Below are 14802 nucleotides of genomic sequence, written 5' to 3'. Positions count from 1 at the left end.
CCCTGCCAGAGTGGGGCTTCGCGGTCGATGGCTCCAGCGAGCCCGACCCATCGTCAGTCCTCAACAAGAGGATTTCCCGTGGCTAAAAAAGCCGCTTCCCTCGCCGCCCTGGGTGGCCTGGTATTTTCAACCGACGCAGGGCGTCACTGCCCCGACTGTCGCCAACCCGTTGATGACTGCACCTGCAAGCAGACCGCCATTCCCGAAGGGGACGGTATTGCCCGCGTTCGTCGCGAGAGCAAAGGTCGCGGCGGCAAGACAGTCACCACCATTACCGGCGTACCGCTGGCCGAAGACGCGCTCAAGGACCTGGCCAAGGCCTTGAAGCAGCGTTGCGGCACAGGTGGGTCGCTCAAGGACGGGGTGATCGAGATTCAGGGCGATCATGTCGAACTGCTGCTGGCCGAACTGACCAAAAAAGGCTTCAAGGCGAAAAAGTCGGGCGGTTGACCGAACCCGCCAGCCTGCGAACGGCTGACCGGAACAAATACCGTCATTTCCACTCTTTACACTGCGCCCAGCCGGCTATGAGCTGGCGCTACGACTTCTTTATAGGGGACTTCGATGTCCGTACGACGTACACGCAAAGACGATGGCAGCCAATGGACCGTTGCGGACAGCCGCAGCGTTTATGGCATTCGCCATTGGGGCGCCGGTTATTTTGCGATCAATGAAGCCGGTCGCGTTGAAGTTCGTCCCAATGGGGCTGGCAGCTCGCCTATCGATCTTTACGAGCAGGTCGAAGACTTGCGCAAGAGCGGTCTGTCTCTGCCACTGCTGGTCCGTTTCCCCGACATTCTGCAGGACCGTGTCCGGCAGTTGACCGGTGCGTTCGACAGCAACATCGCGCGCCTGGAATATCAGAGCCAGTACACCGCGCTCTACCCGATCAAGGTCAACCAGCAGGAAGCGGTGGTCGAGAACATCATCGCCACCCAGAACGTGTCCATTGGTCTGGAAGCGGGCTCCAAGCCCGAGCTGATGGCCGTGCTGGCCCTGGCCCCGAAAGGCGGCACCATCGTCTGCAACGGTTACAAGGACCGAGAATTCATCCGCTTGGCACTGATGGGCCAGAAGTTGGGCCACAACGTCTTCATCGTCATCGAGAAAGAATCCGAAGTCGAACTGGTCATCGAGGAAGCCGCCGAGCTCAAGGTTGCGCCTCAGGTCGGTCTGCGCGTGCGCCTGTCTTCCCTGGCGTCGAGCAAGTGGGCTGACACCGGTGGCGAGAAATCCAAGTTCGGTCTGTCCGCCGCGCAGTTGCTGTCGGTGGTCGAGCGCTTCCGCAAGGCCGGTCTGGATCAGGGCATCCGCCTGCTGCACTTCCACATGGGCTCGCAGATCGCCAACCTGGCCGACTATCAGCACGGTTTCAAGGAAGCGATCCGTTATTACGGCGAACTACGCAACCTCGGCCTGCCGGTGGACCACATTGATGTGGGCGGCGGTCTGGGCGTGGATTACGACGGTACTCACTCGCGTAACGCCAGCTCCATCAACTACGACATGGACGACTACGCCGGTGTCGTGGTCGGCATGCTCAAGGAGTTCTGCGATGCGCAGGGCCTGCCGCATCCACACATTTTCTCGGAAAGCGGCCGCTCGCTGACCGCTCACCACGCCATGCTCGTGGTGCAGGTCACCGACGTCGAGAAGCACAACGACGAAGTGCCTGAAATCGCCGACAAGGAAAGCCTGCCGGAAACCGTGCAATGGCTGGTGGACCTGCTGGGTCCGACCGACATCGAGATGGTCACCGAGACCTACTGGCGTGCAACGCACTACATGAGCGACATCGCGACCCAGTACGCCGACGGCAAGATCACGCTGGCGCAGAAAGCGCTGGGCGAGCAGTGCTACTTCGCGGTCTGCCGCCGCCTGCACAACTCGTTGAAAGCGCGTCAGCGTTCGCACCGCCAGGTGCTGGACGAACTCAACGACAAGCTGGCCGACAAGTACATCTGCAACTTCTCGGTATTCCAGAGCCTGCCGGACACCTGGGCCATTGGTCAGGTGTTGCCGATCCTGCCGCTGCATCGCCTGGGCGAAGAGCCGGTGCGCCGCGCCGTGCTGCAGGACCTGACCTGCGACTCCGACGGCAAGATCAAGCAATACGTCGACGAGCAGAGCATCGAGACGAGCATGCCGGTCCACCCGCTGAACGAAGGCGAAGACTACCTGCTGGGTATCTTTCTGGTGGGCGCGTATCAGGAAATTCTCGGCGACATGCACAACCTGTTCGGTGACACCGATTCGGTGAACATCTATCAGAACCCGGATGGCAGTGTTTACCACGCGGGCATCGAAACCCACGACACCATCGAGGACATGCTGCGCTACGTGCACTTGTCGCCGGAAGAACTGATGACCCATTACCGGGACAAGGTCGCCAGCGCCAAGATCACCCCGCGTGAACGCACCTACTTCCTCGACGCCCTGCGTCTGGGACTGACACGCTCTTCCTACCTGTCGTCCTGAACCTGAACGGATGATCGTTCCCACGCGGGAGCGATCATCCGTCACAGTTCCCCGCGTAAGTTCCTTCCTGCGTGCCGTGTAGGCAACTTCCTTTTCTGTGTGCCACCTCTTTACCGCACGGTCTTCTCCGCCAGAATCGCTGACCGCATTTTCGGTAGAGAACACTTCATGCCCGACTCAGCCAGCGCACCCTTCTTTCGCCTGGAGATTGCAAGCCTGCGTCGCCATTTCAGCGTGTTGTCCTTCAGCGCCACCGAGGCAATCAGCCAGCCGTACGTCTTCCAGTTGCAGGTCAGCGGCGATGAGGTCGATCTGGCGAGCCTGATGTATACCTCCGCCTTTCTGAGCTTCAACGGTAGCCCGCAAGGGTTTCATGGCCAGATCCAGGGCGCCACCCGCGTGCATTATCGACCGGGACCCGCGTGCTACCGATTGACCGTCGGCCCGAGGCTGACGTGTCTTGGTCAACGCCACAATCATCGGGTCTTCGAGCAGATGAGCGCTAACCAGATCATCGCTCAGGTGCTCAAGGAGCATGGGCTGAAAGACAGTTACCGGTTCGACCTGAAGAAAGAATGCCAAACGCGCAAAACCTGTTTTCAGCACAACGAGTCCGACCTGATGTTCATACAGCGGCTGTGTGCCGAAGAGAACATTTACTACCACTTCCAGCACTACCGACGTCGCCATGAACTGATATTCAGCGAAGGACTGCGAGGGTTTCGGCGCGCCCCCATCGCAGCCTTGAGCCAGTTTCAGCATCAGCCGGGCGTTACGCAGTTTGCCGTGACCCGGACAGGGACGGACAACCGGGGACCGCAGCGTGCGCAAGGCGAAAGCACCCTGCCCTTCGTCACCAGCGGATTGCTGCTGCCGCTGGCCGGGCTTCCCGAGCGCGACTGGAATCACATGTGGCTGATCACCGGGGTCGAGCACCGCTTCGACGATCAGCCAGCAAAGGATGGCGCGACCAGACAGCCCTATTCGAACCGTTTCCAGGCCGCGCCCTGGCAAGACGGCTTCGTCTCGGATGAACCCTGGCCGTGGTCCGTCTTCGCCCGGATGCAGCGCGCCTGGCTCACGGGCACTGCGGGCGAACTGCAGGAGCGCGATCCGGACGGACGGGTTCAGGTGCAATTCGAATGGGCCAGACAAGGCCCCGATGCGCGCCACACCACGTGCTGGCTGCCTGTCGATCCGGCGTTGCGACTCTTGTGCCAGGGCGGCATGCAAGTAGTGGTGGATTTCAGGGTGAACGATCCCGACAACCCGGTCATCGTCGCGACGCTGCATTCCGGCTCCACGCAACCTCTCGTGCTGTTGGGCGCAGAAGACGTACAGGACGCGCCATGCGTAAGGCTGCTGCTCGACTGGCACAGCGTCCCCGGTGACAGCCAGAGACTGAAGCTGAGCGACGGATCCAAGATTCACCTGGAGCGTGACGGCGATTTGCTGCTGCAGGTGGGCGCCAGTCAGGTCAGGTTCGACTCGGACGGGATGACACTCATCAGCCCGCGTATCGTGCTCGATAGCGAACGACCTGCATGGGAACCTGATGACCGGGATGAACCAGAGTTCACTTACTAACGTACCAAGGTGGTGTAACTATAGGGCCTTGCCACAGTCCGAGACTGCATTGCCTGATCCGGCCGCTCCCCCCTTATCGAGACTCCACCATGCCCCGAGCGATTTTCCGTACGCTGATGACCGGTGCCCTGCTGACGATATTGTCGGGTTGTTCTGTGTTCAAGGTGCTCAATACCCTGACCCCGGCCAACGGCGTTCACGAGGTGCCCGATGTGGCGTACGGCCCGGAAGTGCGTAACCGGCTGGACATCTATACCCCGAAGGCGAACGTTGAACAGGCACCGGTGGTGGTGTTTTTCTACGGCGGCAGTTGGACCCATGGAGAACGAGCCAACTACGCCTTCGTCGGCAGAGCACTGGCTGAGCGTGGCATCGTGGCCGTCGTTGCCGATTACCGACTGTACCCTGAGGTCAGCTACCCGGACTTCGTCGAAGACTCGGCAAAAGCGGTGGCCTGGACCCGCAAGCACATCAAGACCTATGGCGGCGATCCTGACCGGTTATTTGTAATGGGGCACAGCGCGGGTGCCTACAACGCCGCAATGCTGGCACTCGATCCGCGCTGGCTGGCCAGGGAAGGCGTCTCCAACCACATCATCAGTGGCTGGATCGGCCTGGCCGGGCCTTATGACTTCCTGCCCATCAAGGATCCCGAGATCCAGCGTGCGTTTCTGTTCCCGAACACACCACGCGACTCGCAGCCCATCAACCACATAAATGCAGGCTCGCCAGCGGCCTTGCTGCTGGCATCCAGCAAGGACAAAGAGGTCGACCCGAAGCGCAACACGGGCGGTCTTGCCATGAAGCTGCGTGAAGCCGGTTTGCCGGTCCGCGAGTTGTATTTCTCGCGCACCACTCACGGCTCGCTGGTCGGCGCATTCGCCAAACCCTTGCGCAGTCTGGCCCCGGTGATCGACGAGGTGGTCATGTTCGTGAACGGCCCGCACCCGACTGCAGTTGCAGCCAGCCCGGTGACAGCGCCTTAACGGACGAACCAGCCGTCATTGCGCGTCAGACGCAGGGCAATGCTGCCCAGGCTGATGCCGCGCAACAGGGTGAACGCCAGAAAGGTCAGCCATAGCGCATGATTGCCGTGGCTGGCCGCCAGATACGCGACGGGCGCGATGGCGGCTGCGCTGATCAGCATTGCATTGCGCATCTCACCGGCACGGGTGGCACCGATGAACAACCCGTCGAGCAAATAGCTCCAGACGGCCAGCAACGGCATCAGTGCCAGATACGGCAGGTAAACCATGGCGGTTTCGCGCACGTCTGGAATGTCGGTCTGCAAGCGAATGAACCACTGACCGCCCGCCAGAAACAGCACGGCAAACCCGACACTGGCAATCAACGACCAGCCTCCGGCCACTACCAGCGAGCGACGCAGGGTGACTCGATCACGCGCACCGATGGCGTGGCCGCACAGGGCTTCCACCGCATGGGCCAGTCCGTCCAGCGCGTGGGAAGTCAGCAACAGGCCGTTGAGCAGCAGCGCGTTGGCAGCGACCGTCGCATCGCCCAGCCGTGCGCCCTGTACGGTGATCAGAAACATCACCGATTGCAGTGCCAGCGTGCGCAGAAAGATATCGCGATTGACCGCCAGCAGCGGTCGCCAGTTGCTCCACAGCTTCAGCGCCGCCCAGACGATCTGACCGGGCCAGGCGCGCAGCACCTTGTTGGCCAGGATCAGGCCGAGCACGACCCCGGTCCACTCGGCCAGCACCGAGGCCCGCGCCGAGCCGACCACGCCCCAGTCAAGACCGATCACGAACCAGAGATTGAGCGCGATGTTGACCAGATTGGTGGTCAACAGAATCGCCAAGGGCGCTCGTGCGTTCTGAGTGCCCAGAAACCAGCCGACCAGCGCATAGCTGGCCAGCGCGGCGGGCAGACCGAACAGTCGGGTGTGAAAGAAATCCAGTGTCATCTGCTGTAAATCGGCTGACGGTTGCATCATGGCCAGCGCCAGCTGGCTGAAGGGCACGGCGACCACACCCAGCAGCAGCGCCAGGCCGACCGCCAGAAGCAGGCCCTGCAACAGAATCTGGCGCAGCGCGGCACCATCCGAGCGCCCCGCCGCCTGTGCCGCAAAGCCAGTGGTGCCCATGCGCAGAAAGCCCATGGCCCAGGCCAGAAAGGTATACAGCGTCGCCCCCACCGCCACAGCGCCCAACTGATGCGCATGCGGCAAATGGCCGATCACCGCGCTGTCGACCAGCGCCACCAGTGGCACGGAAATGTTCGACAGAATCATCGGCGCGGCCAGCGCCCAGACACGACCGTGGGTGGGGCGATGACGCCAATCGTGGAACAAACTGGACATGAGGACTCCCGGCAAGGCGGGCATTGTAGCCAGCGCTGCGCGGGTTTGCCGACTGAAGATTTTTGCGCCAGCCATAACACTGATCGTTCGGCACGCTCCGCGCTCGGCGTTATACACAAGTCTGGAAGACGCGCAAAACGGAGCCAAAACGAAAGTATCTGACTGAATGCATACCCTGTGGGAGGCGGCTTGCCGGCGATGGCGTCAGTTCAGTCACTGAGAGGTCGCTTCAGCNGGCGTGCTTGAGATCACGCTGATCGTTCCTACGCTCCGCGTGGGAATGCCGCTCAGGACGCTCCGCGTCCGGTTGCGCCACCTGCGAACAACGTCTCAATACGAAGGTCTATTCGCGCGCTTTGTAATACTTGTAACCTTGGCTGATATATAGTCTCACCCGTTACAGCTCCCCCCTCTCAATTGCCGTCGATGAGTGCCCAAATGTTCAACAAAGGACTGTTTTTGGCTTGCGCGCTTGCGCTGCTGAGCGCCTGTGATTCTTCAACCTCGGAAAAGCCTGCGCCCGCAGCAGCGCCCACCACCCAAGCGGCGGCAACCGAGGCCAAGCCCAAGCCGGCGGTGGATCTGGCCGCGCTGAGCAAGCGCTACGCGGGCCGCGAACTGACGGTCATCGATGTGTCGGAAATCCAGGTCGACGGCGCCAGCACGCTGTCGGTGAGTTTTTCCGTACCGCTGGACCCGGAACAGAAGTTCGGCGAAAAGCTGCATCTGGTGGACAGCAAGAATGGCAAGGTCGATGGCGCGTGGGAACTGTCCGACAACCTGATGGAGCTGCGTCTGCGCCATCTGGAACCGCAACGCAAACTGGTCCTGACCGTCGATGCCGGGCTGCTGGCCGTCAACAAGGCCAAGCTGGCGGCCGAATTCATCAGCCGTCTTGAAACTCGCGACCTGCAACCCAGCGTGGGCTTTGCCAGCCGTGGCAGCCTGTTGCCGACCCGCCTTGCAGAAGGCCTTCCGGTAATCGCGCTGAACGTCGACAAGGTGGATGTCGAATTCTTCCGCGTCAAAGCCGACTCGATGCCCAACTTCCTCGCGCAGTGGGATGGCGCATCCAGCCTGTCCAGCTACAGCTCCGAAGAGCTGCTGCCGATGGCTGATCTGGTGTACGGCGGCCGCTTCGACCTCAAGCCCGCCCGCAACACCCGCGAAACCCTGCTACTGCCGATCGCCGGGATCAAGGCCCTGCAACAGCCGGGCGTTTATCTGGCAGTGATGCGTGCTTCGGGCACTTACAGTTATTCGCAGCCTGCGACCCTGTTCACCCTCAGCGACATCGGCCTGTCGGTGCACCGTTACAGCAATCGTCTGGATGTGTTCACTCAGGCACTGGAAGGCGGCAAGGCCATCAGTGACGTCAACGTCGAAGTCTACGATGACAATGGCAAGGTGGTCGCCCAGGGCAAGACCGAAGGCGACGGCCATACGCAACTGCCCTTGCCCGCCAAGGCTGCAGTGGTGCTGGCGCACAAGGATGAACAGACCAGCATGCTGCGCCTGAACAGCTCGGCGCTGGACCTGGCGGAGTTCGATATCTCCGGCCCGCAGGCGCATCCGCTGCAGTTCTTCATCTTCGGCCCGCGTGATCTGTATCGCCCCGGCGAAACCGTATTGCTCAATGGCCTGCTGCGCGACAACGATGGCAAGAACGTCAAGCCGCAGCCGATCACCGTGGAAGTACGCCGCCCTGACGATCAGGTCAGCCGCAAGTTCGTCTGGGAGGCCGACAAGGACGGCTTCTATCAGTATCAATTACAGCTCGCCGACGAAGCCCCGACCGGGCGCTGGCAACTGGTGTTCGACCTGGGCGACGGCAAGCCGCAGCTCTATGAGTTCAAGGTTGAAGATTTCCTGCCGGAGCGTCTGGCACTGGAACTCAAAGGCAGCGATGTACCGGTCGCGCCCGCTGACAATCCCGAGTTCGACGTCACTGGCCGCTACCTGTATGGCGCCCCAGCCTCGGGCAACACCCTGACCGGTCAGGTGTACGTGCGTCCGTTGCGCGAAGCCGTGCCCAAACTGCCGGGTTACCAGTTCGGTTCGATCACCGAGGAAGACCTCAAGCACGACGTCGATCTGGAACCGGTCACCCTCGACCCCAACGGCCATACGACACTGGCTGTTGAAACCAAATGGTCTGAAGCCAAATCTCCATTGCAACTGATTCTGCAGGCCAGCCTGCAGGAGTCCGGCGGCCGCCCGATCACCCGTCGTCTGGTCCAGCCGATCTGGCCTGCCGAGCAGTTGCCCGGCGTGCGCGCGCTGTTCGGCAAGAGCACCGGCGACGATGAATACGACGAGGACGCCAGCAAGGGCGAAGCCCAGACCGATGGCGACGGCCCGGCCGAATTCGAAATTGTCATGGCAGACGCTGCGGGCAACAAGCTGGCAGCAGACAACGTCAAGGTGCGCCTGATTCGTGAGCGCCGCGATTACTACTGGAACTACTCGGCCGATGATGGCTGGAGCTATCACTTCAACGAGAAATTCCTCAACCTGAACGAAGAAACCGTCAGCCTCAAGAAGGACTCCACGGCCAAAATCAGCTTCCCGGTCGAGTGGGGCCCGTACCGCGTCGAAGTGGAAGACCCGTCCACCGGCATGGTCAGCAGCATGCGTTTCTGGGCCGGTTACCGCTGGCAGGACAACACCGACGGCGGCGCGGTGAGGCCGGATCAGGTCAAGCTCGCGCTGGACAAGCCTGCTTACAACGACGGCGACACCGCCAAAATCACAGTCACGCCGCCTGCCGCAGGCAAGGGTTATCTGCTGGTCGAGTCCAGTGAAGGGCCGTTGTGGTGGAAGGAAATCGACGTGCCGGTCGAAGGCAAGTCGTTCGATATCCCGCTGGACAAGAAGTGGGCACGCCACGACCTGTACGTCACGGCACTGGTGGTACGTCCCGGCGAGCGCAAGGCCAATGTCACGCCCAAGCGCGCCGTCGGCGTTCTGCACCTGCCGCTGGACCGTTCGCAACGCAAGCTGGCGCTGCACGTCACCGCTCCCGAGAAAATGCGTCCCAAACAGCCGCTCAAACTCAAGGTCGCCGCGAAAAACGCCGATGGCAGCGTGCCGAAACAGGTTCGCGTGCTGGTCTCGGCCGTGGACGTCGGCATCCTCAACATCACGAGCTATGCCACACCGGATCCGTTCGCCAGCCTGTTCGGGCGCAAGGAATACGGTGCCGACCAACTGGACATCTACGGCCAGTTGATCGAAGCCGGTCAGGGTCGTCTGGCCAGCCTTGCCTTTGGTGGTGACGCCCTGACCAAGGGCGGCAAACGTCCTGACACCAGCGTCACCATCGTGGCCCTGCAAAGCGCGCCAGTGACCCTGAACGACGCCGGAGAAGGCGAAGTCAGCGTGGACATTCCGGACTTCAATGGCGAGTTGCGCATCATGGCGCAAGCCTGGACCGAGGACCGCTATGGCATGGCCGAAGCGAAGACCGTGGTCGCCGCGCCGATCATTGCCGAGCTGTCGACACCGCGCTTCCTGGCGGGTGGCGACCAGACTACGGTGGCGCTGGACGTCTCCAACCTGTCGGGCGCCGCTCAAAAGCTGGACGTGAAGATTAGCGCCGAAGGCCAGTTGAGCATCCCCGGCGGCGACCAGTTGAAACCGCTGCAACTCAAGCAAGGCCAGCGCGTCACCCTGAAAATACCGGTGCTGGCGCAAGGCGGTCTGGGTCAGGGCAAAATCAAGGTGTTGGTGGAAGGCCTGAACCTGCCGGGCGAAAACCTGCCTGCGTTCACGCGGGAATGGACCGTCGGCGTGCGTCCGGCCTACCCGGCGCTGCTCAGGCATTACCGGGCAACGCTGAACGATCAGCCCTGGACCCTGCCGGAAGGCGCGCTGGAAGCCTTTGAACCTGCAGGCCGCGAAGCCATGCTGTCGCTGTCGAGTCGTCCGCCGCTGAACCTGGGTGAGCAGATTCGGGCATTGAAAGCCTACCCTTATGGCTGTCTGGAGCAGACCGCGAGCGGCCTGTATCCGTCGTTGTACGCCGATGCCGCCACGCTCAAGCGTCTGGGCCTGACCGGCGAACCGGATGCCGAGCGCAAGCGCAAGGTCGAAATCGGTATCGAGCGCCTGCTGGGCATGCAGCGTTACAACGGCAGTTTCGGCCTGTGGGGCTCGGACAGCGAAGAGGAATACTGGCTGACCGCTTACGTCACCGACTTCCTCCTGCGTGCCCGTGATCAAGGCTTTGCCGTGCCGCCGGACTCGCTGAAGAAAGCCAACGAGCGTCTGCTGCGCTACTTGCAGGACGCCGGTCAGATCCAGGTCAACTACAGCCAGAACGCCGAGCACACCCGCTTTGCGGTTCAGGCCTACGCCGGTCTGGTGCTGTCGCGCAGTCAGCAGGCGCCACTGGCGGCCCTGCGCAGTCTGTTTGATCGCCGCAGCGATGCACGCTCCGGTCTGCCGCTGGTGCAGCTGGCGGTCGCGCTGGAGAAAATGGGCGACAAGCCGCGTGCCGATCTGGCACTGACGGCAGGTCTGGCGATCAGTCGCAAGAACGAATGGCTGGGCGACTACGGCAGTTCGTTGCGTGATCAGGCGCTGATTCTGGCGCTGCTGGAAGAAAACGACATGGCCAAGGACAAGCGCGATGAACGCTTGTTTACCCTGGCCGATGAGGTCGCCGCCAATCGCTACCTGTCCACACAGGAAAGCAATTCGCTGTTCCTGGCCGGTCGCAACCTGCTGAACAAGCCGGACAAGGACTGGGCGGCAAAACTCACCAGCGGCACTGAACTGCGTGACCTGAGCAACAAGCAGCCAGCCCTGAAGCTCGACGGCCCGCTGCTGGCGTCGCCACTGTCGGTCCACAACGAAGGCAGCGACCCGCTTTATCAGCAACTGACTGTGTCGGGCTACCCGACTCAGGCACCGGTTGCAGGTGGCGAAAACCTTACGATTCGTCGTGAATACCTGAGCCTGAGCGGTGCGCCGCTGAACGTCGGCGCGCTGAAAACCGGGCAATTGGTGCTGGTGCATCTGGAAATCGGTGCCCGTCAGCGCGTGCCGGACGCGCTGGTCGTGGACTTGCTGCCAGCCGGTCTCGAGTTGGAAAACCAGAACCTGGCGCAAAGTTCGGCCAGTCTGGCAGACGCCAGCGAAGAGGTGAGAACCCTGCGCGAGTCGATGGAGAACGCCGGGATCAAGCATCAGGAATACCGCGGTGACCGCTATGTGGCCGCGCTGGATATCAACGGCGGCACCAGCGTGCACCTGCTGTATCTGGCCCGCGCTGTGACACCGGGCACCTATCGTGTGCCGCCGCCGCAAGTGGAGTCGATGTATCGGCCGAACTGGCAGGCCCTGGGTGATGCGCCTGCGCAGATGGTTGTGAAGGGTAAGTGATCTGCCTTACGTGCCCGCTTGCACAGGGGCACGTCGCAGGGTGAAGGGCCGAATCAGTGAATGATCCAGCTCAGCAGCCAAAGGCCCAGTGCCAGCCAGATGATCCCGAGGATGATCGACGCACGCATGAAGGCACGGACGGCGGAGTACAGCAGCATCAGCCCGATGACCAGGGCCACGATGCTGATCAGCGAGGTGTCCATGCCCAATGTGCGGGACAATCCGTCGACAAAGTTGCCGCCCGCGTGGGTGAAACCGTTGAACAGCCACGCCAGACCGTCGACGAAGAAGCGGATGACCGCGCCGATCGCCTGCCCGAGCCACTCAAAAAAGCCTTCTACCTGCATATGTCCATCCTGATTGGGGCCATGAATAAAATGATCTGTGCGCTTTGGCTGTCGCCAGGCGTGTCAGGTTCCGTGGATCATAAAGGCTCTTTGCGTTGAAACCTGAATTTCTTGTGCGTCTCATGACAGTTCTCCAGCCTGCACCGGGCTCGCTGCGCACGTCGCGCCTCTACAAATGTGTGCGCTGGACGGTCTGTATCTTGCTGCTGTTGGTCGCCCTGCTCTGGCTGGCGGACCGCATCTGGCCCCTGCCGCTGCCCAAGGATGATCTGGCCCGCGTGGTGCTGGCCGAAGACGGCACGCCCTTGTGGCGCTTTGCCGATGCCAACGGCGTGTGGCGCTACCCGATCAGCAACGATCAGGTGTCGCCGTATTACCTTGAAGCGCTGCTGACCTACGAGGATCGCTGGTTCTACAGCCATCCCGGCGTGAACCCGCTGGCGCTGGTGCGTGCTACCTGGCAGAACATCAGCGGTGCGCGCGTGGTGTCGGGCGGCAGCACGCTGTCGATGCAGGTCGCACGCCTGCTCGACCCGCATTCACGTACGCTGTTCGGCAAGCTGCGCCAGTTGTGGCGCACGGCACAGCTGGAATGGCACCTGTCCAAGGACCAGATCCTCGGCATCTATCTCAACCGCGCGCCGTTTGGCGGCACGCTGCAAGGCGTGGCGGCTGCAAGCTGGGCGTATCTGGGCAAGTCTCCGCATAACCTGACCCGTGCCGAAGCGGCGTTGCTGGCGGTACTGCCGCAGGCACCCAGCCGCCTGCGTCCGGATCGCCATCCGCAACGGGCTCAGGTCGCACGGGACAAGGTGCTCCGGCGCCTGGCCGAATTTCAGGTGTGGCCACAGGGCAGTGTGAACGAAGCGCTGGAGGAACCGTTGTGGCTGGCGCCGCGTCAGGAACCGAGCCTTGCTCCGCTTTTGGCCCGACGCCTGAACCGCCCGAACAGCCCGCCGCTGATTCGCACCACGTTGGACGCCAGCCTGCAACGACGCATGGAAGACCTGCTGCTGGGCTGGCGGGCGCGTCTGCCGGAGCGCACGTCGGCGGCCATTCTGGTGGTCGAGGCCGAAACCATGGCGGTACGCGCCTACGTCGGTTCGGTGGATATCAATGACGCCAAACGTTTTGGCCATGTGGACATGGTCACCGCGCTGCGCTCTCCGGGGTCGACGCTCAAACCGTTCCTCTATGGCATGGCGATGGATGCCGGGCTGATCCACTCCGAATCGCTGATGCAGGACGTGCCGCGCCGGTATGGCGATTACCGGCCAGGCAATTTTTCGACCGGATTTGGCGGCCCGGTCGCGGCCAGTTCCGCGCTGTCGATGTCGCTCAATCTGCCTGCGGTGCAGTTGCTGGAAGTCTACGGGCCGAAGCGCTTTGCCGCCGAACTGCGCAACGGCGGAGTGCCGCTGACCCTGCCGCCGCTGGCGGAGCCTAATCTGGCGCTGATTCTGGGGGGCGCGGGCAGTCGGCTCGAGGATCTGGTGACCGGTTACAGCGCTTTCGCTCGCGGCGGACGCAGTGCAGACGTGCGCTTGCAGCCGCAGGACCGATTGCGTGAGCGACGCATGATGTCGCCCGGCGCGGCATGGATCATTCGGCGAATTCTCAGCGGCCAGTCGCGCCCGGACATCGACCCTCGCGCCGAACTGGTGCAGCGCCCGCAACTGGCCTGGAAGACCGGCACCAGCTATGGCTTCCGCGACGCCTGGGCCATTGGCGTGGGGCCGCGCTTTCTGGTCGGTGTGTGGATCGGCAGGCCGGACGGTACACCCGTGCCGGGACAGTTCGGGCTGGCCTCGGCTGCGCCCCTGATGCTGCAAGTACACGATGTGCTGGTCAATCGCGACAGTCAGCGCGGCATCGCTGCGCCTGTTCAGCCTGTGCCGATGAACGTTGGCGTGGCTGCGATCTGCTGGCCACTGGGTCAGCCGATGAGCAAGAGCGACCCGAACTGTCGCCGCCAGCGTTTTGCCTGGACCCTGGACGGCACCACGCCGCCCACGCTGCAAGCGGCCGACCAGCCGCTCGGGCTGGGGTTACAGGAAAGAATCTGGATCAACGCCAAGGGACTGCGCGTCGCCGCCAGTTGCCCGGAAGCTCAGCCACAGGACATCGCGCTGTGGCCCGCACCGCTTGAACCCTGGCTGCCCCGAGCCGAACGCCGTGAAGCACGCCTGCCTGCTGCCGACCCGGACTGCCCGCCACAAAACCTCAATCTGGCGCCGCCACTGAGCATCGTCGGCGTGCGCGAAGGCGACAACCTGCGCCTGCCCGCCGCCAGCCGTCAGGCCTTGCGCCTCAAGCTCTCGGCGCTCGGCGGCAGCGGTCGCCGCTGGTGGTTCATCGACGGCGCACAAGTGGCGGACACCGAAAATCAGCAGGACTTCACGCCGACCCTGAACAGACTGGGGCGCTATCAACTGAGCGTGCTCGACGAAAGCGGCCAGACGGCCCGGGTGGAATTCAGCGTGGTGGATTGAGGGCCTGTGATCGTTCCCACGCTCAAGCATGGTAACGCCGCCCAGGACGCTCCGCGTTCCGGTTCATGCACCTATCAGGCGTGCGTACTCAGGTCCAATTGGGACGCGGAGCGTCCCGGGATGCATGCCCACGCGGAGCGCTCATCGTTATACACAAGTCATCTGGCGNNNAGCGGCACTGCCGTGC

The 14802-nt window shown here is 62.5% G+C and carries 8 protein-coding genes; 6 read left to right on the top strand and 2 right to left on the bottom strand.

All coding sequences use genetic code 11. The features are described 5' to 3' along the window. Window positions 1-78 precede the first annotated feature (78 nt). The 4 genes from AO065_RS19950 (at window position 79) to AO065_RS19935 (ending at window position 5051) form a co-directional block, all read left to right on the top strand. The gene (locus tag AO065_RS19950; protein WP_004882933.1) at window positions 79-450 is read left to right on the top strand and encodes a translation initiation factor Sui1; all 372 of its coding nucleotides are present in this window, start codon (window positions 79-81) and stop codon (window positions 448-450) included. 114 nt (window positions 451-564) lie between these two features. Beyond that, window positions 565-2478, top strand: a complete 1914-nt coding sequence (gene speA / locus AO065_RS19945) for an arginine decarboxylase (protein WP_004882932.1) — start codon at window positions 565-567, stop codon at window positions 2476-2478. Between the two features lie 168 nt (window positions 2479-2646). Beyond that, window positions 2647-4065 carry a type VI secretion system Vgr family protein gene (locus tag AO065_RS19940; RefSeq protein ID WP_004882931.1) on the top strand — a complete coding sequence of 473 codons (1419 nt, stop codon included), beginning with the start codon at window positions 2647-2649 and terminating at the stop codon, window positions 4063-4065. A gap of 89 nt (window positions 4066-4154) precedes the next feature. Then, window positions 4155-5051, top strand: a complete 897-nt coding sequence (locus tag AO065_RS19935) for an alpha/beta hydrolase (protein ID WP_004882930.1) — start codon at window positions 4155-4157, stop codon at window positions 5049-5051. Here AO065_RS19935 and AO065_RS19930 read toward each other — a convergent pair. Continuing rightward, the gene (locus AO065_RS19930; protein WP_004882929.1) at window positions 5048-6388 is read right to left on the bottom strand and encodes an MATE family efflux transporter; all 1341 of its coding nucleotides are present in this window, start codon (window positions 6386-6388) and stop codon (window positions 5048-5050) included. The genes AO065_RS19935 and AO065_RS19930 overlap by 4 nt on opposite strands. Window positions 6389-6826: 438 nt before the next feature. Here AO065_RS19930 and AO065_RS19925 point away from each other — a divergent pair, with 438 nt between their 5' ends. Then, window positions 6827-11776 carry an alpha-2-macroglobulin family protein gene (locus tag AO065_RS19925; RefSeq protein WP_004888400.1) on the top strand — a complete coding sequence of 1650 codons (4950 nt, stop codon included), beginning with the start codon at window positions 6827-6829 and terminating at the stop codon, window positions 11774-11776. A 53-nt stretch (window positions 11777-11829) separates the two neighbouring features. Here AO065_RS19925 and AO065_RS19920 read toward each other — a convergent pair whose 3' ends face one another. Beyond that, entirely contained in the window at window positions 11830-12123 is a 294-nt protein-coding gene (locus tag AO065_RS19920; protein ID WP_004888398.1) for a hypothetical protein, read from the bottom strand. Window positions 12124-12245: 122 nt separating this feature from the next. Between AO065_RS19920 and pbpC the strand changes: the two genes are divergently transcribed. Continuing rightward, the gene (gene pbpC, locus AO065_RS19915; protein ID WP_235811632.1) at window positions 12246-14615 is read left to right on the top strand and encodes a peptidoglycan glycosyltransferase PbpC; all 2370 of its coding nucleotides are present in this window, start codon (window positions 12246-12248) and stop codon (window positions 14613-14615) included. Window positions 14616-14802: the final 187 nt, after the last annotated feature.

This window comes from Pseudomonas viridiflava (genome assembly GCF_001642795.1).
Classification (GTDB): domain Bacteria; phylum Pseudomonadota; class Gammaproteobacteria; order Pseudomonadales; family Pseudomonadaceae; genus Aquipseudomonas; species Aquipseudomonas viridiflava.
The sequence above is the reverse complement of the archived record's forward strand: the minus strand, read 5'-3'. Positions and strand labels throughout refer to the sequence as shown.